This is a genomic window from Corynebacterium meitnerae, from assembly GCF_027570075.1.
GTDB lineage: Bacteria > Actinomycetota > Actinomycetes > Mycobacteriales > Mycobacteriaceae > Corynebacterium > Corynebacterium meitnerae.
Genome location: NZ_JAKMUS010000002.1, coordinates 139065 through 164821, shown reverse-complemented (window position 1 = coordinate 164821; position 25757 = coordinate 139065). Strand labels below are relative to the sequence as shown.

Annotated in this window: 20 protein-coding genes; 7 read left to right on the top strand and 13 right to left on the bottom strand. The window is 59.2% G+C overall.

Features of this window, described 5'->3' with window-relative positions:
• Positions 1-322 precede the first annotated feature (322 nt).
• A complete protein-coding gene (locus L8U60_RS02280) occupies positions 323-2494 on the top strand; it encodes an acyltransferase family protein (protein WP_269964775.1) in 2172 nt (723 codons plus the stop codon).
• A 170-nt stretch (positions 2495-2664) separates the two neighbouring features.
• On the opposite strand, the gene ffh is transcribed toward L8U60_RS02280, so the two are convergent.
• From ffh to ftsY, 4 genes are all read right to left on the bottom strand, one after another.
• The gene (gene ffh / locus L8U60_RS02275; RefSeq protein ID WP_269964774.1) at positions 2665-4269 is read right to left on the bottom strand and encodes a signal recognition particle protein; all 1605 of its coding nucleotides are present in this window, start codon (positions 4267-4269) and stop codon (positions 2665-2667) included.
• A gap of 144 nt (positions 4270-4413) precedes the next feature.
• Complete coding sequence (locus L8U60_RS02270; RefSeq protein ID WP_269964773.1) at positions 4414-4752, bottom strand: P-II family nitrogen regulator; 339 nt, start codon at positions 4750-4752, stop codon at positions 4414-4416.
• Between the two features lie 29 nt (positions 4753-4781).
• Positions 4782-6203, bottom strand: coding sequence for an ammonium transporter (locus tag L8U60_RS02265; protein ID WP_269964772.1), 1422 nt, complete (start codon positions 6201-6203; stop codon positions 4782-4784).
• Between the two features lie 183 nt (positions 6204-6386).
• Entirely contained in the window at positions 6387-7925 is a 1539-nt protein-coding gene (ftsY, locus tag L8U60_RS02260; protein ID WP_269964837.1) for a signal recognition particle-docking protein FtsY, read from the bottom strand.
• Between the two features lie 74 nt (positions 7926-7999).
• Here ftsY and L8U60_RS02255 point away from each other — a divergent pair, with 74 nt between their 5' ends.
• A complete protein-coding gene (locus L8U60_RS02255; RefSeq protein WP_269964771.1) occupies positions 8000-8536 on the top strand; it encodes a hypothetical protein in 537 nt (178 codons plus the stop codon).
• Here the strand turns inward: L8U60_RS02255 and smc are convergent.
• Positions 8533-11988, bottom strand: a complete 3456-nt coding sequence (smc, locus tag L8U60_RS02250) for a chromosome segregation protein SMC (RefSeq protein WP_269964770.1) — start codon at positions 11986-11988, stop codon at positions 8533-8535. The genes L8U60_RS02255 and smc overlap by 4 nt on opposite strands.
• A 154-nt stretch (positions 11989-12142) precedes the next feature.
• Here smc and L8U60_RS02245 point away from each other — a divergent pair, with 154 nt between their 5' ends.
• A complete protein-coding gene (locus L8U60_RS02245) occupies positions 12143-12619 on the top strand; it encodes a helix-turn-helix domain-containing protein (RefSeq protein WP_269964769.1) in 477 nt (158 codons plus the stop codon).
• A 39-nt stretch (positions 12620-12658) separates the two neighbouring features.
• Here L8U60_RS02245 and L8U60_RS02240 read toward each other — a convergent pair whose 3' ends face one another.
• From L8U60_RS02240 to gdhA, 7 genes are all read right to left on the bottom strand, one after another.
• A complete protein-coding gene (locus L8U60_RS02240) occupies positions 12659-12943 on the bottom strand; it encodes an acylphosphatase (RefSeq protein ID WP_269964836.1) in 285 nt (94 codons plus the stop codon).
• Positions 12944-12948: 5 nt separating this feature from the next.
• Entirely contained in the window at positions 12949-14499 is a 1551-nt protein-coding gene (locus tag L8U60_RS02235) for an alanine/glycine:cation symporter family protein (protein ID WP_269964768.1), read from the bottom strand.
• Positions 14500-14509: 10 nt separating this feature from the next.
• Positions 14510-15355 carry a bifunctional DNA-formamidopyrimidine glycosylase/DNA-(apurinic or apyrimidinic site) lyase gene (gene mutM, locus L8U60_RS02230; RefSeq protein ID WP_269964767.1) on the bottom strand — a complete coding sequence of 282 codons (846 nt, stop codon included), beginning with the start codon at positions 15353-15355 and terminating at the stop codon, positions 14510-14512.
• A 17-nt stretch (positions 15356-15372) separates the two neighbouring features.
• Positions 15373-16182 carry a ribonuclease III gene (rnc, locus tag L8U60_RS02225; RefSeq protein WP_420840139.1) on the bottom strand — a complete coding sequence of 270 codons (810 nt, stop codon included), beginning with the start codon at positions 16180-16182 and terminating at the stop codon, positions 15373-15375.
• Complete coding sequence (locus tag L8U60_RS02220) at positions 16137-16691, bottom strand: YceD family protein (protein WP_269964765.1); 555 nt, start codon at positions 16689-16691, stop codon at positions 16137-16139. Before L8U60_RS02220 ends, rnc begins: the two co-directional genes overlap by 46 nt.
• 29 nt (positions 16692-16720) lie before the next feature.
• On the bottom strand, positions 16721-17440 hold the full coding sequence (locus L8U60_RS02215; protein WP_269964764.1) for a DivIVA domain-containing protein: 720 nt from the start codon (positions 17438-17440) through the stop codon (positions 16721-16723).
• A gap of 91 nt (positions 17441-17531) precedes the next feature.
• The gene (gene gdhA, locus L8U60_RS02210) at positions 17532-18878 is read right to left on the bottom strand and encodes an NADP-specific glutamate dehydrogenase (RefSeq protein WP_269964763.1); all 1347 of its coding nucleotides are present in this window, start codon (positions 18876-18878) and stop codon (positions 17532-17534) included.
• A 161-nt stretch (positions 18879-19039) separates the two neighbouring features.
• Here gdhA and L8U60_RS02205 point away from each other — a divergent pair, with 161 nt between their 5' ends.
• Positions 19040-20230 (top strand): glycerate kinase, encoded by a 1191-nt coding sequence (locus L8U60_RS02205; protein WP_269964762.1) that lies wholly within the window; start codon positions 19040-19042, stop codon positions 20228-20230.
• On the opposite strand, the gene L8U60_RS02200 is transcribed toward L8U60_RS02205, so the two are convergent.
• Complete coding sequence (locus L8U60_RS02200) at positions 20200-20595, bottom strand: hypothetical protein (protein WP_269964761.1); 396 nt, start codon at positions 20593-20595, stop codon at positions 20200-20202. The genes L8U60_RS02205 and L8U60_RS02200 overlap by 31 nt on opposite strands.
• 31 nt (positions 20596-20626) lie before the next feature.
• Here L8U60_RS02200 and L8U60_RS02195 point away from each other — a divergent pair, with 31 nt between their 5' ends.
• The 3 genes from L8U60_RS02195 to L8U60_RS02185 are packed head-to-tail and all read left to right on the top strand — an operon-like array spanning position 20627 to position 25751.
• On the top strand, positions 20627-21964 hold the full coding sequence (locus L8U60_RS02195) for a DUF4921 family protein (protein ID WP_269964760.1): 1338 nt from the start codon (positions 20627-20629) through the stop codon (positions 21962-21964).
• Positions 21965-22016: 52 nt separating this feature from the next.
• Complete coding sequence (locus tag L8U60_RS02190; RefSeq protein ID WP_269964759.1) at positions 22017-23303, top strand: amidohydrolase; 1287 nt, start codon at positions 22017-22019, stop codon at positions 23301-23303.
• A gap of 60 nt (positions 23304-23363) precedes the next feature.
• Positions 23364-25751: a glycogen/starch/alpha-glucan phosphorylase gene (locus L8U60_RS02185; RefSeq protein WP_269964758.1), complete on the top strand. Its 2388-nt coding sequence runs from the start codon at positions 23364-23366 to the stop codon at positions 25749-25751.
• The last annotated feature ends 6 nt before the right edge of the window (positions 25752-25757 follow it).

The window sequence follows — 25757 nt, the reverse complement described above, 5'->3', positions numbered from 1 at the left end:
CGCCACGTTTTTGGCGGGCCGGTTCAGCCCTTGGTTTTCGTCTGCGTGTGACTAGGGCCGGTCGAAGGGGAACCCAGAGACTCCCATCGGGTCCGGCGCTAACGCAGGGTGTTGCTAGGCAACCTGCAATACCTTACCCGCGCACCACTGCTTACACCAAAAACGGCACGCTCCCAGTGTTTGGTTCCCAGCCGCGCCCTTGACAGGGGTAGGGTCACCAAAAGACCTAGATTTCTATTCACGGTTCAAGAACGGGTTTAATAACCAGGGTTAAGAACACACCCTTATTTTATTTTTTGAGTTTCTCACCCACACAAGCACGATGACAGCACCAGTAGGCACCCCACAGCAATCGGCCGCCCAGCCGGTTCCGTCATCGCCCTACCGTTATGACCTTGATGGTTTGCGTGGTTTTTCCATCATGCTTGTGGTTGTGTTCCACGTCTTCGTGGGCAAGGTATCCGGCGGCGTGGATGTGTTCCTGCTGCTGTCGGGCTACTTCTTCATGGGCACGCAGTTGCGTTATGCCATGCGCCCGAATCCTTCCCTGAATCCGTGGTGGCCTTTCTGGCGTACTGCACGCAGGCTTCTTCCTGCACTAGCCGTGGTACTCGCTGCTATCTATGCCGGCATCCAGTACTTCACGCCGCAGATCATGAGCCATGAGATTGCTCGCCAGTTCAAGGCCTCGGTGCTCTACTACCAAAACTATGAGCTGAGCATCCAGGATGCGGCGTATGCTGCTGCGGGTTCGCAGACCTCCCCCTTGCAGCACCTGTGGTCCATGAGTGTGCAGGGCCAGTTCTACCTCTTTGCCATCACCGCTGGCATTCTGGTGGCCTTTTTGGTCTCCCGCGTCCACGTGGGTGTTCAGCGCGTGCGCCGCTGGATCGTGGTCATCCTCGCGCTGATCACCATCGCTTCTTTCGCCTACGCTTCACGTTTTGGTTTCGTAGGCACGGCCGCGAATTACTACTCTTTCCCCTCCCGTTTGTGGGAGTTGAGCTTTGGCGCGCTGCTCGCCATGTTGCCAGCAAAGGTGGCTGTCCCAGCACGGTTCCAAGCACCTGCCGCCGGCCTGGGCGTCACGATGATCGCCGCCACCGGCTTCATCATCCCCACCTCGCTCGCCTTCCCTGGCCCGGCCGCGCTGATTCCGTTGCTCGGCGCCGCGCTCGTTGTGCTCAGCGGGCCCCAGCACGTCGTGGCAAAGCTGCTGTCGTCTTCCACGATGACCTGGCTAGGCAAGGTCGCATACTCCCTGTATCTGTGGCACTGGCCGTTGCTCATCTTGCTCACCGTGTACCTGGGCAAGGACAAACCGTCCGTCCTGCTGGGCTTCGCCGTCATTGCCGTATCACTCGCGTTGGCGCACCTCACGTACACCTTCGTGGAAGATCCTTTGCGCCAGCACGCCAAGCGCCCGAAGGCCACAGATACGCCAGTGCGTAATGCGCTTGATAGCTTGTCGACGTTCACCGGCCGCGCCCACGCCGTCGGCGGCGCCGCCATCGCTGTTCTGCTCGTGGGCATGCTGGCAATCTTGCCCATATTCAACCGCCAGGTGGCCCAGGCCAGCGGCGAGCTCGACCCAGCGACGTACCCGGGTGCCATGGCCCAGTTCGGCGCGGATGTGCCGCGCGCATTGGCCGCACCTGATCCACACTTCATCGCGGACATGTGGCCACCCACAGTTGACCGTGGCTGCATGATCTTCATGGACCAGCCGGGCGACCTGCTCCCCCACGAAGGCTGTGTCTTCGGTGACCCGGAAGCCGATGTCACCGTGGTTCTGTTCGGCGGCTCCCACGCTGAGCCGTGGGTCATTCCCCTGGACCAGATTGGCCGTGAACGTGGCTTCAAGGTGGTCACATACGTCCGCCAGGAATGCCCGCTGGTGCTGGATGACCTGGACACGGTGTCTGAGGTGTGCGCTGAATGGTCCCGCAATGCTTTCGCTGAGATCATTGCTCTGCAGCCCGACCTGGCTATCTCTAATGCCACCCGCCCTGCCGGCCGCGCTGGCGCTGGCGGTGTAGGCCCTGACATCGTGCCGGGAGCCTACTCCACGGTGTGGGACAAGCTACGCCTCAACGGCATCCCGTTCGTGGGCCTGCGCGACAATCCATGGGTGTTCTCCCGCGAGGGTGATCACATGGACCCGAACGAATGCCTCCTCGCCCATAACACCATGAAGGATTGCTCTACCCTGCGTTCCACTGTGTACGCGCCGAAGAACCCGGCTGAGCAATACCTGTTCCCGGCGAACAAGCAGTGGACGATTGATACGGCTAACTGGTTCTGCGACGACACCTACTGCCCACCGATCATCGGCAATATTTACGTCTACCGCGATCAGAACCACATTTCGAATGCCTACGCGGCTTCCACTGCCCCGGTGATGTGGAATAGCCTCCAGCCCATCTTTGATGCGCTGGAGCTCCCCTACCGCAATGATGAAACCCTCGACGATCTAAGGATCATGGAGGACTAAGGAGGGTGACGAGGGTTGCCCTCGGTCGCTTTCCTTCGCCGGGCGTGTGTAAGAATTTACATCGCAAAAAATCGGCCCGAACAAAGCCCCTGGTAGAAAATTTCTACCATTTGATAGTTACCGGAGCAATGTAAAATTTTACACCGGGAGTGACCGCTCAGGGCTAATCGCTAGAACTTCTTCTTCCCCATGCGCTTCATCGCGCTACCGAAGTCCAGGTTGTTCAAGTCCAGACCTTCCATTCCCGGCGGCATCTGCTGCTGCATCTGCTGCAACTGATCCATGCTTGGCATGCCCGGCATCCCCGGCATTCCCGGCATCTTCGGTGCGCCCTGACGCTTCACGGGCTTACGCTTACCGTTCTTGCCCTTGCGGCCCTTCGGCTTCTTCTTGGTTGCGGAACGGCCCATGCCTGGCATGCCCGGCATACCACCCATGCCGAACTGGTTGGCCATCTTGCCCATCATCTTCTTCGCTTCGAAGAAGCGCTCGACGAGCTTGTTTACCTCAGCGACAGAGACACCAGAACCATTCGCGATGCGCTTGCGGCGCGATGCGTTAAGAATCTTCGGATCCTCACGCTCAGCCGGGGTCATACCGCGGATGATGGCCTGGATGCGGTCGAGCTGCTTCTCGTCCACCATGTCTGCCATCTGGTTCATCTGCTTGCCGCCCGGCATCATCTTCAGCAGATTGCCAATGGGGCCCATGCGGCGAATCATGAGCAGCTGATCAAGGAAGTCCTCGAGGGTCAGCTCACCCGTGCCCAGCTTGCGGGCGGCTTCTTCCGCCTTCTGCTGGTCCATCATGGTTTCGGCCTGCTCAATCAGGGAGAGCAGGTCACCCATGCCGAGGATGCGGCTGGACATGCGGTCCGGGTGGAAGACGTCAAAGTCTTCGAGCTTCTCACCGGTGGAAGCAAACAGAATCGGTTTGCCGGTGACCTCACGGATGGACAGCGCCGCACCACCACGTGCGTCACCGTCAAGCTTGGTCAGAACAACACCGGTGAAGTCCACACCATCAGCGAAGGCCTGAGCGGTGTTCACCGCGTCCTGGCCGATCATCGCATCGATGACGAACAAGACCTCATCCGGATTCACCGCATCACGGATGTTGCGGGCCTGAGTCATCAGCGTCTCATCAATACCCAAACGACCAGCGGTATCGATGATCACCACATCTGCATTGGTACGGCGTGCTTCCTCAATAGAAGCCAGAGCAACCTCAACCGGATCACCGTGGGACGTGCCCATCTCATGATCATTGGAATCCAAGGACGTACCCGGATCCGGCGCGAAAGTCTTCACACCGGCACGCTCACCAACGATCTGGAGCTGCTGCACAGCACCCGGGCGCTGCAGGTCACATGCCACCAGCATCGGGGCATGCCCCTGCTTGGACAGGTGAAGCGCCAACTTACCGGCCAACGTCGTCTTACCAGCACCCTGCAAACCAGCCAGCATGATCACTGTCGGCGGGTTCTTCGCCAGGTTCAGGCGACGCGTTTCGCCGCCGAGGATATTGGTCAGTTCCTCATCGACGATCTTGATTACTTGCTGCGCCGGATTCAGTGCCTCAGACACAGCCGCGCCAAGCGCGCGTTCCTTCACACGCTGGATGAAGGCGCGAACAACGGTGAGCGAGACATCGGCCTCGAGCAGGGCGATGCGGATCTCACGGGCAGTGGCGTTGATGTCCTCTTCCGTGAGTTTGCCCTTGCCCCGCAGCCCGGTGAGTGCTGATTGAAGGCGATCGGACAATGACTCGAACACGTAAAAGCTCCCTTGAAGTCTTTGAGTAAATGTCTCTAGCCCGGTGGCTAAAAAGATTAAGTGGTGGGTTACAGCCTAACTGCAACCCACCACCAAAATCACATACGGTTCAGCTCAGCTGAGTGATTCCGTCGATAGCCGGGGCTAAATAGCCGCGTCGTCTGTCTCTCCGGTACGTACACGCACGACGCGAGTTACTTCTGTGACCCAGATTTTTCCATCGCCTACCTCTCCGGTACGAGCAGCTTCCAGGATTGCATTGACGGCCGCATCTTCCTGAGCATCAGTGACAAGCACCTCAATCTTGACCTTTTGCACAAAATTGGAGCTGTACCGCGCACCGCGGTAGTACTCCACACTGGCCATCTGCCGGCCAGCGCCCTGGGCCTCAGTGACGGTAATACCTTTCACCCCGGCCTCGCTGAGAGCCTGACGGATGTCAGCGAGCGTGAACGGTTGTACAACTGCTGTCACGAGCTTCATGTCTTTCACCTTCCCTCTGCTGTTTCTTCTTACTGATTATCCATTGGCTTTGAACGGTCAGCGTGCTCATGGTGCTGCCGCCCCTCATTCAGCCCTAACTCAGCAGCTGACTTGTTGCCCGCTGGGACTCCACCAGGCCGAAGTCCTGGTCCGCCCAAGTCATAGCCCGTCTCACGGTGAACGGAGTAGTCCACGCCAGCAAATTCCTGCGCGCGAGTCACACGCCAGCCCATCGTATGCTTCACGACGATTGCGATGAGGAACGTCAACGCCCCCGAGAACACCATGGCCACAACAGCAACCACTGTCTGGACAACAAGAAGCTTCCAGCCGTCTGCTCCCCCGCCGGTAAAGACCCCTTCACCTTGTGCGAAGAATGCAAGGCCGATCGTTCCCCAGGTAGCTGCGACGAGGTGAACGCCCACGACATCCAGGGAGTCGTCGTAATTGAAGCGGTACTTCAGGCTCACACCGAAGCAGGAGAACACTCCGCCACCGAGACCAAGCAGAATAGACGTCACTGGGGTAAGCGTCCCGGCAGCCGGCGTGATGGCAACAAGTCCTGCGACAAGCCCGGAGGAAGCACCAAGCGATGTTGCGTAACCATCCCGGAGTTTCTCAACTGCTAACCAGCCCAACATTGCGGCAGCTGTTGCCGCGGCGGTGTTTAGCCACGCCAGACCCGCCAACCCATCAGCCGCAAGAGCCGAACCGCCGTTGAAGCCACACCACCCAAACCACAAAAGTGCGGCGCCAAGCATGACGAAGGGAAGGTTGTGGGGACGCGAATTAGATTGCGGAAATCCTTCACGTTGCCCGATGACCAAGACGAGAACCAATGCAGCCACGCCCGCTGAAATGTGAACGACAGTGCCGCCTGCAAAGTCGATGGGCGCGATGTGGGCTTCACCGTTTTCACTCCCGAACATCCACGCCGCGACCGAGCGAGTTCCTTCGCCGAGCAGACCGCCACCCCACACCATGTGGGCAAGCGGGAAATACACCAGAGTGGCCCACACGCCGGCGAATACCATCCACGCGCCGATCTTCACTCGGCTGGCAATCGCACCCGAAATAATCGCCACTGAGATCACGGCGAATGTCAGCTGAAAAGCAATATCAATGACATTGGCGTAGCCATTGCCTCCGGCGATGTAGGCGCCTCCCCCATTGGTGATCGAATTGCGCAGCCCGAAAAACTCAAACGGATTTGCAAACAATCCACCAACGGATTGCGTCCCGTAGGACATCGACCATCCCCACAGCACGTACACGACCGACACAACCCCCATCGCCGTGAACGACATCATCATCATGTTCAGGACACTTCGGCGTGATGTCATACCCCCGTAGAAAAATGCCAGGCCCGGTGTCATGAGCAACACGAGCGAAGCGGAGACAAGCATCCACCCCGCGTTCCCAGACGCCAATGCAACTTGATCTGCAGTCATAACTATCACCTCGATTCTCATTGTTCCTAATACCTATCGATTGACCGATTTGTACCGAGAAAAAACCTATAGAGCGATAGATACCACGGTCAACGGTATGACTTTTTCTGTAACCGAAATCACAAAAACCCGGCACCACATCACTGTGGTACCGGGTTCGCGAGTATCCGACGAAAAATCCTGCTAGGAGCCCAGCAACGCGTCGACGAAGCCTTCCACCTCAAACGGGGCAAGGTCATCAGCACCCTCACCGAGACCGACGAGCTTCACCGGCACTCCGAGTTCCTCCTGAACCTGGAAGACAATGCCACCCTTCGCGGTGCCATCAAGCTTGGTCAGGACAACACCGGTGATCTCCACAACGTCCTTGAACACACGCGCCTGGGTCAGACCGTTCTGCCCCACCGTGGCATCAAGGACGAGCAGAACCTCATCCACCTGAGACTTCTTCTCCACCACGCGCTTGACCTTGCCCAGCTGATCCATCAGGCCTGTGGAGGTGTGCAAGCGCCCAGCAGTATCGACGATGACCACATCCGCCTGCTGCTCCACTCCTGTCTTCACGGCGTCAAAAGCAACCGCGGCTGAGTCTGCTCCTTCGTTGCCACGAACGGTGGTTGCACCAACGCGTCGACCCCACGTTTCCAACTGATCCGCGGCCGCGGCACGGAACGTGTCCGCTGCACCCAAGACCACGCTGTGCCCCATAGAGACAAGCACGCGGGCGAGCTTGCCCGTCGTAGTGGTCTTACCGGTGCCGTTCACACCGACAACAAGGATGACCGCCGGCTTACCGTCATTCGGCATCGCCTTGATCGAGCGGTCCAGCTCCGGCTTGCCGGCCTCAATGAGAGTCTCACGCAGCATCGCGCGAGCCTCTTCCTCCGAAGACACACCGCGCTCCGCGATCTTCTCACGCAGCGTCTCGGTGATCTTCATCGTCAGCGGCGCGCCGAGGTCCGCCATGATGAGGGTGTCCTCGATCTCCTCCCAAGCATCCTCATCCAGATCACCAGCACTCAGAATGCCCAGCAGTCCCTGGCCAATCGCGTTCTGGGAGCGCGACAAACGCCCACGCAGACGTCCAAGACGACCCGTCGCCGGGGCAATATCGTCCAACGGCTCCGGAGCGGGTGCTGGCTCCTCCTCCGGAACCGGAGTCTGCTCAAGCGCTTCATCCGCCGCATCAACAGTCGTGCGGGCAGCCTCAGCTGCTTCCTCCGCTTCCTCAACCACCGCGGGTTCAGGTTCGGGTTCAGGTTCCACGGCGACTGGTTCTACCGGTTCTTCAACCTCGACCGGTTCAACCACCACGGTTTCTTCCTCCGAAATCTCCTCAGAAATCTCCTCGGGGATCTCCGCAGGGATGTCCTCGGCTACTTCGGGTTCAACTGCAGGTTCAACGACAAGCTCTTCTACCGGCTCTTTTACCGGCTCGGGCACGACGGGTGCCACGGGTTCATCGCTAAACTTCTGCTCTTCGCGCAGGACTGGCTCCTTCTCAGCAACCGGTGCTGCGGCGGGAGCGAAATTAAAGCCACCCTGGGCTTGGTAATTTCCGGATTTCTCCTGCTGGGTGAGTTCTTTCTGTGCAGTCAGATCCTTCTTTTCAAAGGACACTGCCTTTGATTTCTTCCGCTTATTGCCGGCAATGATGATGCCCAGAATGATGAGCAGCACCACCACAACGGCGACAATGATCCACAAAACAGTTGAATTCATCATGCGAACCAGTGTGCCACCGATGGAGTTGTTCGTGTTCTTTCGGCCCCGCAAGCCGGACTAGGCTGCAGTTTATGAACCATATGAACATGGATGTGTTGAAGAACCCGGTGATTGCCACAGCACTGTCAGTGATCACCGCACTGATCATCGCCATCAGCGCCGCAGCTGGATTCGGAGCCTTTGGTTCAAGTGCACCCACCCCACCCACAGGAGAATCGGATGCACTCGTGGTCACGCTCCCCGCGAATGCGCACAAGGCCACGCCGGAGCAGGTGGAAGAGATCCTCAACGGCGAGTGGAAGACCGCATCGCACCCGCTTGGACGCAACATCACCTTCTGGCGCGGTGACGAGGCTCCGGAGAACACCGCCCTTGTCCAGGGCGGGGCGTGCAATGGCTTTGGTGTCGCCCTCGTGGTGGATAAGAGCACCGCGACGTACAGCTACGAGGACCGGCCGGTGACAATGATGGGCTGTGACGCCGAACGCCACCTCTACGATGGCGCGGTGCGCAATGCCCTCATTAAAGGCAACACGATCTTCTACGACGGCACGAACGCGTACCTGGGCAAAGACGGCACGGGCTTGAAACTCAGCCCGGCGCGCTAATCACGCGGCGCGGGGCTCATGCGCTGGGAGATCACGCGAGTGACACCATCGCCGCGCATAGTCACGCCATAGAGCACGTTTGCTACATCCATCGTGGGCTTCTGGTGAGTAATCACGATGAGCTGTGAGTCCTCGCGGAGCTCTTCAAGCAGCGCGATGAGACGGCGCAGGTTCACGTCATCCAGTGCCGCTTCCACCTCATCGAGGACATAGAACGGGGATGGGCGCGCACGGAAGATAGCCACGAGCATGGCCAGTGCGGTGAGGGATTTCTCACCACCAGACAGCAGTGACAAACGCTTGACGCGCTTGCCGGGCGGGCGGGCTTCAATCTCAATACCCGTGGTGAGCATGTCCGACGGATCGGTGAGCACCAAACGTGCCTCACCCCCCGGGAACAGCGTGTTGAAGACTTTGGGGAATTCCTTCTCCACGTCATGCCACGCATCAGTGAACAGCTGCAGAATCTGCGCATCCACATCATCGATCACGCCGGCAAGGTCCTTGCGCGCCTGAATCACATCCGCGAGCTGCGTGGACAGGAAGCTGTAGCGCTCCTCCAGCGCCTTGTACTCCTCCAAAGCAAGCGGGTTCACCTTACCCAAGGAAGCCAGGTCACGCTCGGCCTGCTTGAGCCTCTTTGTCTCCGCGGCCTTGTCAAAGTCTTCGCCGGGTGTGTAATCGGCCAACAGGTCGTCGATAGCAATGCCAAGCTTATCGACGATCCCCGCTTCCGCCTCATCAATCCTCACCTGCGCCTGCTCGCGCGCGATATCCGCTGCATGAGCGGTATCCCCCAGTCGGCTGAGCTGTTGGCGTAGCGCACTGACCGTGTCGCGCACCTGTGACTGGCGCGCAGTGAGCTGTTTGAGATGGTCAGCAAGTTCATCACGTTGCTGCGTGGCACGCTCGAGCGAAACCTGAATTCGCGACGCCAACACCTGCGCGTGCTGAGCCACAGCTTCCGCGAGTTCCGCTTCGGCACGCTTGCGGGCCATCGCGGCGTGGTGGCGCGCTTTCGCTTCGCGCTCATGTTCAGCTTGACGGCGCAATGCCGCACCACGGCCAGCAATCTGCTCAACCGCCTGTTGTGTGGAGCGTGCCAGAAGCGTTGCTTCCATCTCACGTGCGCGGGCACGTGCCAGTGCCTCATTCGCCTCGTCCCGGAAGGAAGAATCCACGTCTTCTTCTGTGTCATCGTGTTCCACACGCGCGAGACGGTCGCGTGTTTCTTCGAGGTTCTTCATCCGGTCGCTGAGGCGAATCTCTGCATCCGTGGCCTGCTTCGCTGCACGCTCGTGTTGTTGCTTCGCGTTCTCTGCCTGCCCCAGGACGCGCTGGTGATCACGCTTCCAGGACTCAGCATGAGCGTCGTGTTCATTCAACGCAGCCTTAGCTGCCGCTGCCGCCACGCGTGCTTCCTCCGCCGTGATCTTGGCGCCTTCGAGGGTGCCGGAAAGCTCCTCAAGCTGGGCCTGTGCTTTTTCCAGATCAGCGGTTGCCTGTTCAATCTGTGCAGCAACCTCCACGCTGGACGCCCCACCAGAACCAGCTGCGATCCACCCTTCGCCAACAATGGTCCCGTCAGCGATGACCGCACGCAGGCGCGGATCATCCGCGACAGCTGCGCGGGCGTGGGTGATGTCGGTGGCCACCACGACGTCGACAAGCACTCGCGTCACTGGACCTGCGATCTCCGGCGCAAGAGTGACGTGGTCCAACAGCCACGTCGTGCCCGCCGGCGGGGTGCCGTCCAGGCGCCACTGCCGGCCCCCTGCTGCCGTATCCACCACCACTGTGCGCGAAGCACCTGACAGATCCGTGGCGGTGGAATCCTTCACCTTTCCGGCGAGGGCTTCTGCGTGCGCACCGAGTGCGGCGACCAACGCCTTTTCTAAGCCAGACTCGGCCTTCACCCAGTCCGCCAACGAGTTAAACCCAGAGCCCAGCACGTCGGCTGCTTCCGCCACGGGCGCAGTCTCAGACAACGTAGCAATGCGCGAGCTCAGCGAATACACCGTTTTCTCGCGTGCCTTTTGCTCATCACGTAGCTGCTCAAGACGCTTCTCCGCCGCATCGGCTTCCGCAGCAGCCCGCACGTGCGCCTGAGTCAGTGGCTCCCGATCAGTGGTGAGCTCATCCATTTTCTGCGCAGTTTCTTCTGCCTGCGCCTCGGCTTCACGGGCTTGTTCGCGGGTTTCCTCAGCGGCCGCGGCTAGACGTTCTACCTCCTGCTTCGCGGCATCCACCGCTGCAGCTTGGCTTTCTTCTTGCGCCAGCAAACGCACAACGCCTTCGCGACGGTCGGCGATCGCACGTACCTGCGCCATGTGCTCAGCTTCCGCTGCCTTGGCTCGCTGCTCTAGTTCCGCGGTTTCAGCAGCTGCTTCTTCGAGTGCCTCCGCGGCGTCCTCGTAGGCTTCCTGCGCAGCCTCATATTCCTCTTCCGCTCGCTCGGCACGCGCTAGAAGCTCATCTGGATCTTGGCCTCTGAATTCAGGTATCGCCATAGCGTTTTTCGCGCGCTCCCCCGCGATGCGCAACGTCGCCGATGTGCGCTCAGCCAAGGAGGACAAACCAAACCACAGACGCTGTGCTTCTTGGGAAGCTTCGCTGACACGCGCTTGGTTCTCCTCCACAGCCAGCTGGTTCTTCTCAGCTTCTTCCAACTCGCGCGTCACCGCAGCGACTTTCTCGGCGTGGAGTTCGGCGGCCCGTGCGGCGTCGATAAGCGATGTGCGCAGTGTGACCACCTGATGGCCTGCCAATTTCAGGCGCGCATCACGCAAATCGGCCTGCACAGTCGCAGCGCGCTTCGCTGCTTCCGCTTGGCGTGCGAGTGGCTTGAGCTGCTTGCCTAGCTCATCCGTGAGGTCAGTGAGGCGATCCAGATTCGCCTGCATGCCGTTGAGCTTGCGCTGCGCTTTCTCCTTGCGGCGGCGGTGCTTGAGCACACCTGCTGCTTCCTCGATGAACGCGCGACGATCTTCCGGGCGGGATTCCAGAATCTCACTGAGCTTGCCCTGGCCGACGATGATGTGCATCTCACGGCCGATACCTGAATCACTGAGCAGCTCCTGAATATCCATGAGGCGCGCTTTGGAGCCATTAATCTCATACTCACTGGCACCATCGCGGAACATGCGGCGCGTGATGGCAACCTCGGAGTAATCAATCGGCAAACGCCCATCCGTGTTGTCGAATGTCAGAGTGACTTCCGCACGGCCAAGCTGCTTTCGCTCCCCCGCTCCGGCGAAGATGACGTCTTCCATCTTCCCGCCACGCAGGTTCTTCGCACCCTGCTCCCCCATCACCCAGGCAAGCGCGTCCACCACATTGGACTTGCCCGAGCCATTCGGCCCGACAACGGCACAAATGCCGGGCTCGAATTTCATCGTCGTCGCAGACGCAAAGGACTTGAATCCTTTCAGCGTCAGCGATGTTAAGTGCATTGGAAAAGTTTAACCCAGAGGATTAGCGCTCAACACTGGGTGCACTTGTTACTCTCAATCGCCGGGTGCCCCCGTGCACCATTGAAAGCCTGATCGTTCCCGTAACATAAGCGAATCTTGTAAAAACAATTCCGGATAAGGATGAGTCCTGACAATGTCTCTTTCTCCAGAACTGGTTATCTACCTTATGGATAACGGCTACCGCCAGGTTGACATCGCACGCGAGTACGGGGTGTCTCGCCAGTACGTCTACCAACTGGCAAAGCGAGCCGGGTACACGTCGCCGATCACTACGGTTCAGGAAAACCTGCCGTGGGATGTTGACCCTGAGTTCGCTAGAAACTCCACGTTCATCGCCTTCCGCCTAGTTGGGCACGAGGCGGTAGCACCTGGAAATTTAACAAAAGAGTCACACGAACGAGCTCACGGGCTTCTAAGAAGGCTTCGCCAGCACAACGTTGTTGTTGACTACAACCCGACGTACCCTCCGGTGATTGGATTGACCAGCTTGCCGGGGTTTGCGTACCTACCCCGTACGGAAGAGGACGAAGACTTCATTATGAAGATCCGGCCTGGCGTAAAGGTCACCCCTTTGGGCAACAAAATTTGGCGCTTACCCTCAGAAAAGTAGACATTTTAACCTCGGAAGGCCGAGCCGCGGAAGTTCCGCTTAGCGCTCAACGAACCCCTGGGCGCCCCGTGCCTCGCTGTACTGCGGGACAACGAGGGTCACGGTGCCAGGGCGCTTCATCGTGGAGGGGTCTTCTTGAAGGAGGGCGAGAAGCTTATCGACGTCGCCTCGCTCCCCTTCCGCCACCACCTCAACACGGCCGTCCTTGAGGTTCTTGGCATAACCAGCCAAACCCAGTTCCAGGGCGCGGCTGCGGGTCCACCAGCGGAACCCCACGCCCTGAACGTGGCCAGTGACAAAGGCTGTCATCCGAATCGTGTTCATACGCATTAGATGCGGGTGAGGCCACCCTCGTCGTTGTTGCCGTCAATGTCCCCATCACGGCGAACTTCCTCGACCGTCACGCGGTCTTCGATCCTGCGGCGCGTCACCGGGTCCGAGCCATCCCAGAACTCAACGTTCTTGACCTCAGGCATCATGTCACGGTGGAAGACTGGGTCCATGTTCTGGCGGCGCTGCTCGTTGAAGTTCTTCAGCAGCTTGAAGGCAATACCACCCAGCGGGATGATCGCAATGATGTTCATGATGGCCAGCAGACCAGCCATCGTGTCGCCCAGTGCCCAGACCAGCGGAACCGAACCGAAGCAACCAAAGACAACGAAGCCAATGACCACGGTGCGGTAGATGTTCAGCGCCGCCTTGCTCTTCGTCAAATACTCGATATTTGCCTGGCCAAGGTAGTAATTGCCCAGCACGGAGGAGAATGCGAGGAAGAACAAGATGAAGGTGATGAAGTGGGCACCCCACGGGCCAACCGAGTCAGCGAGAGCGGACTGAGTGAGAGCAGCACCCTGAATATCATCACGGCCATAGGTCACTGCCGGGCCCAGCAGCACGATGAAGGCAGTGATGGAGCAGACCACGAGGGTGTCAAAGTACACGCCGAGCGTCTGAACAAGACCCTGCTTCACCGGGTGGGACACGGTTGCGGTTGCCGCTGCGTTCGGGGCAGAACCCATACCGGCCTCATTGGAGAACAGACCACGGCGCATACCCTGCATGAAGGCAACACCCACGGCGGCACCTGCCACCTGCTTGAGGCCAAGTGCGTGGCCGACGATAAGGGAAATCATGTTGGGCACTTCGCTGATATTCAGCACCACGACGATGATGCCAACGATGATGTAGGCACCCGCCATGAACGGAACGATGACCTGGGTCCAGCTAGCCACACGCGTGACACCGCCGAAAATGACCAATGCGGTCAAGCTTGCCAGCACCACAGCAGCGATGCCCTTCAGCACATTGGAGTCATTGCCCAAGGAACCACCAACAGCTTCAACGATGGAGTTGGACTGAACGGCGTTGTACACAAAACCGTAGGTGAAGGCGAGGAAGACGGAGAACACAGCCGCCATGTGCTTCCAGCCCAAACCACGGGTCATGTAGTAGGCCGGACCACCGTGGTAGTTCCCGTCCTCATCCTTGGTCTTCCACAGCTGTGCCAGAGTGGACTCCACGAATGCGGTTGCGCCACCCAGGATGGCCAACATCCACATCCAGAACACCGAGCCTGGGCCACCGATGGAGATAGCCAGGGCGACACCGGCAACGTTGCCGGTGCCCACACGGGAGGCAGCGGAAATGGTGAAGGACTTGAAGGCGGATAGACCGCCGTATTCCTCATCCAGGTCACGGCCCTCACGGTCCTTCCCCTTCGGGCTTTCCGCGATAGCGCGGAACATATCCGGCACTGCGCGGACCTGAACAAAGATCGTTCGCAGCCCGAAATATATGCCTGCTGCCAGCAGGAACCAGGGCACGATACGCCAGATGACACCATTCAGGGTGTCATCTACAAAAAGAAAAGCAGCTTCCATGAATGGAAGTTTATAGCTTCTGGCACTCCGGGCAGTAATAAGAAGACCGTTGATTCACCATCGTCCGATGAATCGGCGTGCCACAACGCAGGCACGGTTCATCTTCCCGCCCATACGCGTTGAGTGAGCGAGCGAAATAACCGCTGGCACCATTCACGTTGACGTACAACGAATCAAAGCTCGTACCACCGGCTCTAAGCGCTCGGGCCATGACGGCACGGGATTCTTCCAGCAGCGCAACGGCATCACGTTGGCGCAACGCCTTCCCCTTGCGGGTGGGTTTTACCCCCACAGTCCACATGGCCTCGTCAGCGTAAATAGAACCGATTCCACTCACAACGGACTGGTTGAGCAAGAGCGTTTTCACTGCCACGTTCTTTCGGCGCATCGTGCGAGCCACCTCAACAACATCAAAGGAATCCTCAAAGGGATCCGGAGCAATGTGGGAGATCCCTTCCGGAACGAGCGCCCCGTGATCCACTGTCATGGGCACCCACTGCCAGGAACCAAAGATGCGCTGATCAATGAAGGCGAGCTCGATTTCCTCACCGTCCCGCTCCAACACGGAACGGATGCGCATGTGGCGGCTGTTTGCCATGCCTGGCTTGCCCACGATCATCTGTCCGGACATGCGAAGATGCACCAGCAACGCATGGCCGTCCGAAAGCTCTAACCACATGAACTTCCCCCGCCGTCCAGTTCCCGTGACTGTTAGTCCCGGCAGCACCTCAGCGAGGTCCACGTCATTGCCTCGCGCGGCGCGTGGATGAAGCACCTCGACGGATGTGAATGTGTAGCCCACCACGTGATCCTCTAGGCCACGGCGAACCACTTCGACTTCAGGCAATTCAGGCATGAGGCATCACCCAAGGATTAGTCGATGACAGCCACCGCACCCGGGTGGTCGTGCAGGAAGATCATGGCCTGACGTGCAGCTTGCTGCTCCGCCAGCTTCTTGTTCGGGCCAGTGCCCATGCCCAATTCCGTGTCACCAGAAAAGACGTGAACCGTGAACGTCTGATCATGCTCCGGTCCGACAGAGGTGGCGGTGTACGCAGCGGTGTGCGCCTTGAGTTCAGCCAGGCGCTCCTGCAGCGTGGTCTTCCAGTCGTGGTGACGGCCCGTTGCAGACGCGGTGTTGATCTTGTGCTCAAACAGCTTCAAAATCACATCGCGCGCTGGCTCAAACCCATGCTGCCGGTAAATCGCACCGAAGACTGCCTCCATGGTGTCCGCGAGAATTGAATCCTTCTCACGCCCACCGGTAGTCTCCTCCCCCTTCCCCAGCAGGATGTATGCACCCAAGTCAATGTCGTGGGCCACATCAGCCAGCCCGTAGCGCGACACAATCGATGAGCGCATCTTCGAAATATCAGACTCTGGCCGCGATGGGTGGAGCTCAAAAAGCTTGGTTGCCACCGACAACCCCAAGACCGCATCGCCGAGAAACTCGAGGCGCTCATTATTCGGCAAAAAGCCATGCTCATTAGCGAAGGAGCGGTGGGTCAACGCCAGCTTCAATACATCCGGTTCAATGTCTACACCGAGCTTTGTCAACAGCGGTGCATGGTCCACTGCCGCGAACGCCTGCGCCCATGCCTGGTCGCCCGGGATCTTGTTTTTCTTCGCGCGTGGCACTAGTTCTGCCCGTCTGTGTTGAGGAATTTCTCCAGCCCAGCCCATCGCGGGTCAACCAGGTTGTTCTTCTCACCCGAAACCCCGTGCGGGGCAGGAACATCCGCATCATCAGGGCATGCTGGCTCACACTGTGGGTTGAAGGGCCAGGTCAGTCCCGCCTCATCAACAAAGGCCTGTTCCAGATTCACGTTGCCCTCCTCGATGGTGGGCACATCATCACCCGAGCCGGAATCCACATCTTCTTCCGCATCGCCGGTGATGAAGTCATCTGAACCCGAGTACACCTGAGAAATGGTGATGCTCTCCGTCGGAGTCAGTTCACGCAGGCAGCGCACGCACTGGCCTTGCAATTGTGCGGTCATCGTCGCGTCAACGAGCACGCCGCTGCCCAGCGGAGTCAGCGTCGCTTCAACCGTGACCTCAGCGCCTTCCGGCACTGCGATCATTTCCGGCCCAATACGGGAAGGCGCGGGACCAGTCTTGGTTACCGTTTCCGGGAGGCCATCACCGCGCATGACAGCCGCGACATCGAAAACAAAAGGATTTGTAGCCATAACGGCCCTTAGCCTACCCGCACGAAGGCTTATCGACGGCGCGGGCTCTCATACCGTCGGCCCGACACGCCAGCACCCTGGCGCAGAGCCGAACGGTCCGAGGAGACAGTGCGCAGAACCGACGTCAAAACCTCTTCGAACTCACCCAGCTTGCCGTCCACAAACTCATCACATTCAGTACGCAGACGATTCGACTCGGTGTGAGCGTTCTCCACGATGCGGTGCGCTTCCTCATCCGCACGGCGGGTGACCTCAGCTTCGGAGACGAGGCGCTTCTGCTCCTCCAGACCTTCAGCAACAGAGCGGTCATACGACTCGTTACCGTCAGCAACGAGACGCTCAGCCTCGCGGCGTGCACGCTCCACCATCTGCTCGGATTCCTCACGGGCGCGGGTCACGGTTGCGTGAGCATCCTGCTCAGCATCAGACACCATGCGCGTTGAGCGCTCCTGTGCATCACTCAACATCGACTCGGATTCATTGTGAGCATCGCTGACGAGCCGCTGAGCTTCGTCCTCAGCCTGACCAATGATCTGGTCGGCGCGATCCTCCGCACCGCGAAGGATTTCATCCTGCTTGTCCAGCACATCCTGCGCGTCATCAATCTCAACCGGGAAGGCATTCCGAATATCGTCGAGAAGCGCGAGCACTTCGTTGCGCGGGACCATGCAATTCGACGTCATAGGAACGCCGTACGCCTGTTCGACTGTGTTAACTAGTTCATCAAGAGCTTCAAAAACGCGGTACATAATCCCAAACAGTACCTGCGAAAAGACAACCGCCCTGGCAAGCCAGGGCGGTGTGTCAGAGGATTGCTACAGGATTAGCTATGGGCGTTGTTTAGATGACACCCTGCGCAAGCATTGCGTCCGCAACCTTCTTGAAACCAGCGATGTTCGCGCCGATCACGTAGTCACCCTCGTGGTCGTACTCAGCTGCGGTAGCCGAGGTGTGACGGAAGATGTTCTCCATGATGCGCTTCAGGCGATCATCGGTGTATTCGAAGCTCCAGGAGTCACGCGACGCGTTCTGCTGCATCTCCAGTGCGGAGGTAGCCACACCACCAGCGTTCGCTGCCTTGCCCGGCAGGAAGTGGATGTGGTTCTTGCGGTAGACCTCAATGGCCTCTGCGGTGGACGGCATGTTTGCGCCTTCAGCGACATACTTCACACCGTTCTCCACGAGCTTCTGAGCGTGCTCACCATCAATCTCGTTCTGGGTTGCACACGGCAGAGCTACATCGGCCTTGAGGTCCCAGATGGAACCATCCTCGTGGAAGATTGCGCCGGTTGCTTCTTCGACGTACTCGTTGACGCGGCCGCGACGGACTTCCTTGATCTCCTTGAGCAGCTCCACGTCCACACCGTTCGGGGTTTCAACCCAGCCGGAGGAGTCGGAGAAACCAACGACGGTAGCGCCCAGCTCCTGGGCCTTCTCGATGGCGTAGATAGCCACGTTGCCGGAACCAGAGACGATCACCTTTGCGCCCTCGAGGGAATCCCCGTTGGCGACCATCATCTTGTTGGTGATGTACACGCAACCGTAACCAGTTGCCTCCGTACGCACCAGGGAACCACCCCAGGTCAGGCCCTTGCCAGTGAGAACACCGGACTCGTGCTCATTGGTCAGACGACGGTACTGGCCGAACAGGTAGCCGATCTCGCGGCCACCGACGCCGATGTCACCGGCCGGGACGTCGCGGTACTCACCGATGTGGCGGTGCAGCTCCGTCATGAAGGACTGGCAGAAACGCATGATCTCAGCATCGGACTTGCCCTTCGGGTCAAAGTCGGAGCCACCCTTGCCGCCACCGATGGGCAGACCGGTCAGGGAGTTCTTGAAGATCTGCTCGAAACCGAGGAACTTGATGATGCCCAGGTTGACGCTCGGGTGGAATCGCAGGCCGCCCTTGTAGGGGCCGAGTGCAGAGTTGAACTGGACGCGGAAGCCACGGTTCACCCGGACGTCACCATTGTCCGCAACCCACGGGACGCGGAAGATGATCTGACGCTCCGGCTCGCAGAGACGCTCGATGAGGCCGTAGTCGTTGTAGTGAGGATCCTTCTGCAAAACGATCTGTAGGGAATCCAGAACCTCGGCGACTGCCTGGTGGAATTCTGGCTCTCCCGCGTTACGCTTCAACAGCTTCTGGTAATAACCAGCGATCTGATTGTCGTTCGTTGCCATTGTCGATCCCTTCTTATCTATTAGCCGACAGTTTTGTCACTGTAGTGGCTTAGGGCACGAAATGGGGAGTCGAATTGAGCAAAATTGCTAACGTCGATAGGCAATCGCAAGCATGAAATTCCACCCGGCCCATCACCGGGCTAACTAACAGGAGCAACAACGTGACCGGTCAGCCTTTCCCCGCCGCAAAAACTCCCGAAGAAGAGACCCCCGGCTTACCAGCAGATTTTCACCCCAACGCGGACACAGTCCGGGTTGTCGTTGCCCCCGACGCTTTCAAAGGAACGGCCAGCGCGAGCCAAGCAGCGGAGTGGATTGCGGAAGGAATCCAGTCCATCATTATTGACTGTGACGTTGAACACATACCCATGGCTGACGGCGGTGAAGGGACCGCGGAACTCTTTGAAGGCGACACCATCACGCTCCCCACAACAGATGCTGCTGGGCGTCTGACGGAGGCCAGTTATGTCTTCAATGCCGCTGAGGCAACCGCGTACATCGACATCGCCGCGGCAACGGGTCTACCGGCGGTCAAGGACTCCCCTGTCCCCTTGACTGGTGACACTTACGGCACTGGCGTGCTCATCGCGGATGCTCAGTCCCGCGGTGCCTCCACCATCGTTTTAGGTATGGGCGGATCCGCAACCATGGATGGCGGCACAGGCATCCTCGTCGCACTGGGTGCCACCCCGATCGATGCGAAGGGGCACCCGTTGAAACCTGGTGGCGGCAACCTGGATCAGCTCGCTGATTTTGATACCGCTCACCTGAATATTCCGGCTGGCTCCGTTGATTGGGTGCTGCTGTCTGATACGGAATTCCCTGCCACCGGCCCAGAGGGCGCAGCACGTATCTTCGGCCCGCAGAAGGGCGCTTCCCCCGAAGACGTGGACAAGGTCGATGCGGGGCTTGCTCACCTCTGTGAGGTGACTGGCGTTGATTCCCAGCAGCCGGGTTACGGCGCCGCCGGCGCTGTGCCGGTGGGCATCACGTGGCTTTCTCAGATGCTGCACGGCAACACCGAGCACGTGCATGTTGTCTCCGGTGCACGTACCGTGGCGGCCGCCCACGATCTGCGCGAGAAAACCAACAATGCCCACTTCGTCGTCACTGGCGAGGGCAGCTATGACGAGCAGAGCGTCAACGGCAAGGTCGTCTCCGTGGTTACGGAACTCGCCGCTGAAGCTGGCGCTACCGTGGCCGTGTGCGCTGGCACGTTCAAGATTGACACCCCAGAAGGCGTCATCGCCGTTGATATCGGCGAAGAGTCCGATGACGTCCGGTCCCAGCTCGTCCGCGCTGGCGCCCAGGCAGCCGTGGACTACCTCAACACCTCAACCACCCAGGGGTAAATCGCAGGCAGTTCAAAATCCATCTGGCGCTCCAGGGCCACGGGATCCTGCGGAAGTGTGGCCTTTGGGGTGAGCACGCGTGACAGGCCCATGGCCAGTTGGTTCATGGAACTCGCACCAGTAGCAGTGATGACATAGCGGGCAACCTGAGTGCCCTCAGGATCTTCCCCGCGCTCATCCTCATACACAGTACGGAGTTGCTCTTCGATGCCGGGGGCGAGTTCCGGTGATTCGTCGATAAGCACCTGCCCTTCTTCGAGCTTGCCGTGCTGAACAAGAATCTCCACTGCACGGCTAAACGCATCACCGACAGACGCTGCTGCGGACGCATCGGGCACGAGAACATCGAATTGGATCCTAGGCATGAGCAAAGACTAGCGGATAACCTGAAAACCTATGACGCACCCGACGTTCCCCCTCCCCGCCTCCCGCGAACCGTTGACCACCATGGCTGACGGAACCATCAAGCAAGTCAACCCATTTTCGGGAACACAGGTGTGGACGGTGCCGGGGCGTGGCAATCGGCCGCTAGCAGCACCACACACAGAACCACGCGCACTGACAGAAGAGGACTTCACGGCGCAGTGCAATTTCTGTTCCAACAACATGCTGGCCACCCCGCCGGAGAAATCCCGCATCATCTCCCGCGATGGAAAAACCGAGATTCTGCGCGACCTGCTGCCGCATGAGCTCCACAACACCGAGCCGATGTTTCGCCGGGTGCCTAACTTGTTTGAGATCGTCTCCTACGATTACTGGGCCCAAAATTACGGCTTCAGCATGGATGAATCCCGCGCGAAGCACATGGAACGCTACCTCGCGGATGATGCGGGGCGCCGCCATGTGCTGGGCATTGTGCGCACGCGTCTGAAAGCATCGGGCCACGATGATGTGCTGAGCGAGGCTGAACTGCTTGAGCACGCGCCATCCTATTTCGGTGGCGGGCACGATGTCATCATCGCGCGGCAGCACTACGTCGATGGCGCAACGAACAGCTCGCAACTGGCTTCTTCCGGCAGTTTGAGCCCAGATGAGCACCATGCGTTCATCACATTCACGGTCGACTCTTTGCGCGACTTGTACCAGCGCAACCGTTACGCACCCTACGTATCCGTGTTTCAAAACTGGCTCGCGCCCGCCGGCGCATCCTTTGAGCACCTGCACAAGCAGCTCGTTGCTATCGACGAGCACGGGGTCCAAGCCGAAATGGAAATTGCGAAACTGCGCGTGAACCCCAACATGTACAACGAATGGGGCATCAACTACGCCAGCCGCCACAACCTCATCATCGCGGAGAATGACTACGCGATCATGGCCGCGGGCATTGGTCACCGCTACCCCACCATCAGCATCTACTCCAAGTCTGAGACATCAGAGCCATGGCTGCACACGGACGAAGAAGTACGCGGTATGTCTGACCTCATCCATGCCGCGCACGCTGCCACTGGCCCTGAGGTGGCATGCAACGAGGAATGGCACCACAAGCCGATTGATCTGGATATGCCCATGCCGTGGCGCATCAATATCAAGTGGCGCGTGTCCACCCTGGCTGGCTTTGAAGGGGGCACGAGGGTGTACGTGAACACCCTGTCCCCCTTTGACATCCGTGACCGCACTGTCACTGCGCTTTACCGCCTGCGTGATGCTGGAAAGATCGCGCAGAACCTGCGCATTGCCACCGAATGCTCGCCGGCGCTCAACGTCCTGCGGTACAACCCACTGCTTGGCCGCTAGTGCTGCTAATACACTGGCTACCCGCGAGCATTTTTAGGAGGCACACACGCTCATGACTGTTCAGGCGAACACCATCAAAGAGATTCTGCAGAACTACACGGTGGATCCCGTGTGGCAGCGGGAGCTGTATGAAGAACTCCACGCGCACCCCGAGCTGTCCATGCAGGAAGCCAACACGCACGCCCGCATCCTCATGGAGCTCGAACGCTTCGACTGCCAGGTGATTGCCCCGATCGGCGGCTACGGCATTGTCGCTGTGTTCCACAACGGCCCCCAGACCAACGGCACCGCCGGCCCCACGGTGCTCTTCCGTGCGGATTTTGATGGCCTTCCGGTGACAGAAACCACCGGCGCCCCGTACGCCTCCACGGACACCGCCACGCGGGCGGACGGCACTGTTACTGGACTCATGCACGCCTGCGGCCATGACATGCACGTCACAGCGCTGCTGAGCCTGTGCGACATCATGGACAACAACCGTGAGCACTGGGCAGGCACCTTCGTGGCTCTGTTCCAGCCCGGTGAAGAAATCGGACGTGGCGCCAGCGAGATGATCACGGATGGCCTGACGGACCGTATCCCCCGCCCAGATATCTGCATGGGCCAACACGTCATGCCAGGTCGCGCCGGGCAGGTGCAATCCAAACCGGGACCCCAGTTCGCGGCCTGCGATTCCATCCGTATTCACATCCCCGGCCGCGGCGCCCATGGCTCTATGCCGCATGCAGCCATCGACCCGACTTATACCGCCGCCCACATTGTTCTTCGCCTGCAAGGCATTGTCGGCCGGGAGGTGAATCCGAAGGATTTCGCGGTGATCTCTGTTGGCCAAATCAACGCCGGCACAACAAACAACATCATTCCGAGCCACGCCGAACTGGTGCTTAACTGCCGCTTCTACAACGACGATGTGAAGCACAAGGTGTACGCAGCCATCCAGCGCGTGGTCATCGCCGAATGTGAGGCGTCCGGCATCCAAGAAGAGCCACACTTTGAATACTTCGCCCACGGTGAGCTTCTGGACAATGACGAGGATGCTTTCCACACCGTCCGCTCCACATTCGACGAGGTCTTCGGCGTGGATTCCGTCGATGCGGAGCCGTCGACAGTCTCCGAAGATTTTGCCAATATCCCGCTCGCTTTTGGCGTGCCCTACATTTTCTGGCTCATTGGCTCCACCCCACGAACCGTGTGGGACAAGGCAGTGGCTGAAAACCGCGTGAACCTTGACGTACCGGTCAACCACATGCCCACGTTCCTGCCGGAGTATGAGCCGACCGTCCATGCGGCAACTCATGCCGCTGCTGCGGCGGTGCTGACCTACCTAGCCACCAACTAGTGGGTACAGTGGCGGGCGTTAGAGACACAACCATCTGATGTCTAGAGGTATTTTCCAAACATGAATGTGCCAGCTACCCCACCCGCCTTCACTAGCACTGTTGGTGGCCATGTTCGCTCGGTCTCCGGCTCCGCTCCTGAGACCGCAACCCGCAAGAAGTTCTGGACTGGTCTTTCCCTGGCTGCAATGGAGCAGTTCTCCGATAACTGGGATGCCACCCGTGCGGCCTACTCCGCGACCCGCCAGCAGGCGTACTTCTCCGCCGAGTTCCTCATGGGCCGTGCACTGCTGAACAACCTGACCAACCTGGGGCTTGTCGATGATGCGATCAAGGCTGCCGAGGACAATGGCCAGAATTTCGTCGATGTCCTAGAAGCTGAGCACGATGCCGCGCTTGGTAACGGTGGCTTGGGCCGCCTGGCTGCCTGCTTCCTCGACTCTGCTGTGACGCAGGACTACCCAGTCACCGGCTACGGCCTGCTGTACCGCTATGGACTGTTCCGCCAGGAGATCGAAAACGGCTTCCAGAAGGAGCACCCGGATGCATGGAAGGAGAGCTTCTACCCCTTCATCGTCCGCCGTGGCTCCCAGCAGCGCATCGTGAAATTCGATGACATGCACGTCCGCGCGATCCCCTTTGACATGCCGATCACGGGCTACGGCACGGATAACGTGGGCACGCTGCGCCTGTGGGATGCGTCCCCGATGGCCGAATTCGACTACGACGCATTCAACTCCCAGCGCTTTGCTGACGCGATCTTGGAGCGCGAGGCAGTCCACGACATCACGCGCGTGCTGTACCCGAATGACACAACCTATGAGGGCAAGGTGCTGCGCGTCCGCCAGCAGTACTTCTTCGTCTCCGCGTCGCTGCAGGAGATGATCGATAACTACATCGCGCACCACGGCAATGACCTGCGTGGCTTTGCCAAGTACAACTCCGTGCAGCTCAATGACACCCACCCGGTGTTGGGTATTCCGGAGCTCATGCGCCTGCTTCTCGACGATCATGGGATGACCTGGGAAGACGCCTGGGAGGTCACCACCAAGACCTTCGCGTACACCAACCACACGGTGCTCGAGGAGGCTCTGGAGACCTGGGATGTGTCCAGCTTCCAGCAGCTCTTCCACCGCATTTGGGAGATCGTGGTGGAGATTGACCGCCGTTACCGCGAGGACATGGCCTCCCGCGGTTTGGAGCCGGACACGATCCACCACTACTCGCCGGTGCACGATGGCAAGGTTCACATGGCGTGGATTGCCTGCTACGGCGCATACTCCATCAATGGTGTTGCCGCGATCCACACTGACATTCTCAAGCGCGACACCTTGAACTACTGGTACGAGTTGTACCCGCAGAAGTTCAACAACAAGACCAACGGTGTCACCCCACGCCGCTGGCTGCGCATGTGCAACCCGCGTCTGTCTGAGCTGCTCGATCGCCTCGTCGGCTCTGATGAGTGGGTCACCGATATGGACAAGCTCAAGGAGCTGCGCCACTACGCCGAGGATGACGCGGTGATGAAGGAGCTCAGCGAGATCAAGGCGGCGAATAAGAAGGACTTCGCAGAGTGGGTTCTCGCCCACGAGGACATCGAGATTGATCCGGAGTCTATCTACGACACGCAGATCAAGCGCCTGCACGAGTACAAGCGCCAGCTGCTGAACGCCATGTACATCCTTGACCTGTACTTCCGCATCAAGGATGGGGAAACCAACATCCCGAAGCGCACGTTCATCTTCGGCGCGAAGGCCGCTCCGGGATACGTCCGTGCCAAGGCGATCATCAAACTGATCAACTCCATCGGCGACCTGGTGAACAACGACCCGGAAACCTCCAAGTACATCCGCGTTGTGTTCATTGAGAACTACAACGTCTCGCCTGCTGAGCACATCATTCCTGCCACGGATGTCTCTGAGCAGATTTCCACCGCCGGCAAGGAAGCGTCGGGCACGTCGAACATGAAGTTCATGATGAATGGCGCTCTCACTCTGGGCACGATGGATGGCGCGAATGTGGAGATCGTCGATTCCGTCGGTGAGGACAACGCCTACATCTTCGGCGCCCGCGAAGAAGAACTGCCGGAGCTGAAGAAGTCGTACAACCCGACCGAGATCTACGAGAACAACCCGGCGATCAAGCGCGTGCTCGATGCGCTTATCGACGGCACGTTGGACGACAACCACACCGGCGCATTCTCCGACCTGCGCGATTCCCTGCTTATCGACGGCGGCTGGAACACCCCGGACCCCTACTACGTCTTGGGTGACTTCGAGTCCTACAAGGAGACCCGCGACCGCATGGCGGAGGAGTACTACGCTGACCCGCTGCAGTGGGCACGCATGTGCTGGATCAACATCTGCGAGTCCGGCCGTTTCTCCTCTGACCGCACGATCCGTGATTACGCCAACGAGGTATGGAAGATCGATCCGACCCCGATCAACTAGCGGTAG

What these genes read in the sequence shown, in the direction of transcription:
- L8U60_RS02280 (WP_269964775.1), top strand. Translation starts at nt 323, where the DNA reads ATGACAGCACCAGTAGGCACCCCACAGCAATCGGCCGCCCAGCCGGTT.
- L8U60_RS02270 (WP_269964773.1), bottom strand. Translation starts at nt 4,752, where the DNA reads ATGAAGCTCGTGACAGCAGTTGTACAACCGTTCACGCTCGCTGACATC.
- L8U60_RS02265 (WP_269964772.1), bottom strand. Translation starts at nt 6,203, where the DNA reads ATGACTGCAGATCAAGTTGCATTGGCGTCTGGGAACGCGGGGTGGATG.
- ftsY (WP_269964837.1), bottom strand. Translation starts at nt 7,925, where the DNA reads ATGAATTCAACTGTTTTGTGGATCATTGTCGCCGTTGTGGTGGTGCTG.
- L8U60_RS02255 (WP_269964771.1), top strand. Translation starts at nt 8,000, where the DNA reads ATGAACCATATGAACATGGATGTGTTGAAGAACCCGGTGATTGCCACA.
- smc (WP_269964770.1), bottom strand. Translation starts at nt 11,988, where the DNA reads ATGCACTTAACATCGCTGACGCTGAAAGGATTCAAGTCCTTTGCGTCT.
- L8U60_RS02245 (WP_269964769.1), top strand. Translation starts at nt 12,143, where the DNA reads ATGTCTCTTTCTCCAGAACTGGTTATCTACCTTATGGATAACGGCTAC.
- L8U60_RS02240 (WP_269964836.1), bottom strand. Translation starts at nt 12,943, where the DNA reads ATGAACACGATTCGGATGACAGCCTTTGTCACTGGCCACGTTCAGGGC.
- L8U60_RS02235 (WP_269964768.1), bottom strand. Translation starts at nt 14,499, where the DNA reads ATGGAAGCTGCTTTTCTTTTTGTAGATGACACCCTGAATGGTGTCATC.
- mutM (WP_269964767.1), bottom strand. Translation starts at nt 15,355, where the DNA reads ATGCCTGAATTGCCTGAAGTCGAAGTGGTTCGCCGTGGCCTAGAGGAT.
- rnc (WP_420840139.1), bottom strand. Translation starts at nt 16,182, where the DNA reads ATGGGCTGGGCTGGAGAAATTCCTCAACACAGACGGGCAGAACTAGTG.
- L8U60_RS02220 (WP_269964765.1), bottom strand. Translation starts at nt 16,691, where the DNA reads ATGGCTACAAATCCTTTTGTTTTCGATGTCGCGGCTGTCATGCGCGGT.
- L8U60_RS02215 (WP_269964764.1), bottom strand. Translation starts at nt 17,440, where the DNA reads ATGTACCGCGTTTTTGAAGCTCTTGATGAACTAGTTAACACAGTCGAA.
- gdhA (WP_269964763.1), bottom strand. Translation starts at nt 18,878, where the DNA reads ATGGCAACGAACGACAATCAGATCGCTGGTTATTACCAGAAGCTGTTG.
- L8U60_RS02200 (WP_269964761.1), bottom strand. Translation starts at nt 20,595, where the DNA reads ATGCCTAGGATCCAATTCGATGTTCTCGTGCCCGATGCGTCCGCAGCA.
- L8U60_RS02195 (WP_269964760.1), top strand. Translation starts at nt 20,627, where the DNA reads ATGACGCACCCGACGTTCCCCCTCCCCGCCTCCCGCGAACCGTTGACC.
- L8U60_RS02190 (WP_269964759.1), top strand. Translation starts at nt 22,017, where the DNA reads ATGACTGTTCAGGCGAACACCATCAAAGAGATTCTGCAGAACTACACG.
- L8U60_RS02185 (WP_269964758.1), top strand. Translation starts at nt 23,364, where the DNA reads ATGAATGTGCCAGCTACCCCACCCGCCTTCACTAGCACTGTTGGTGGC.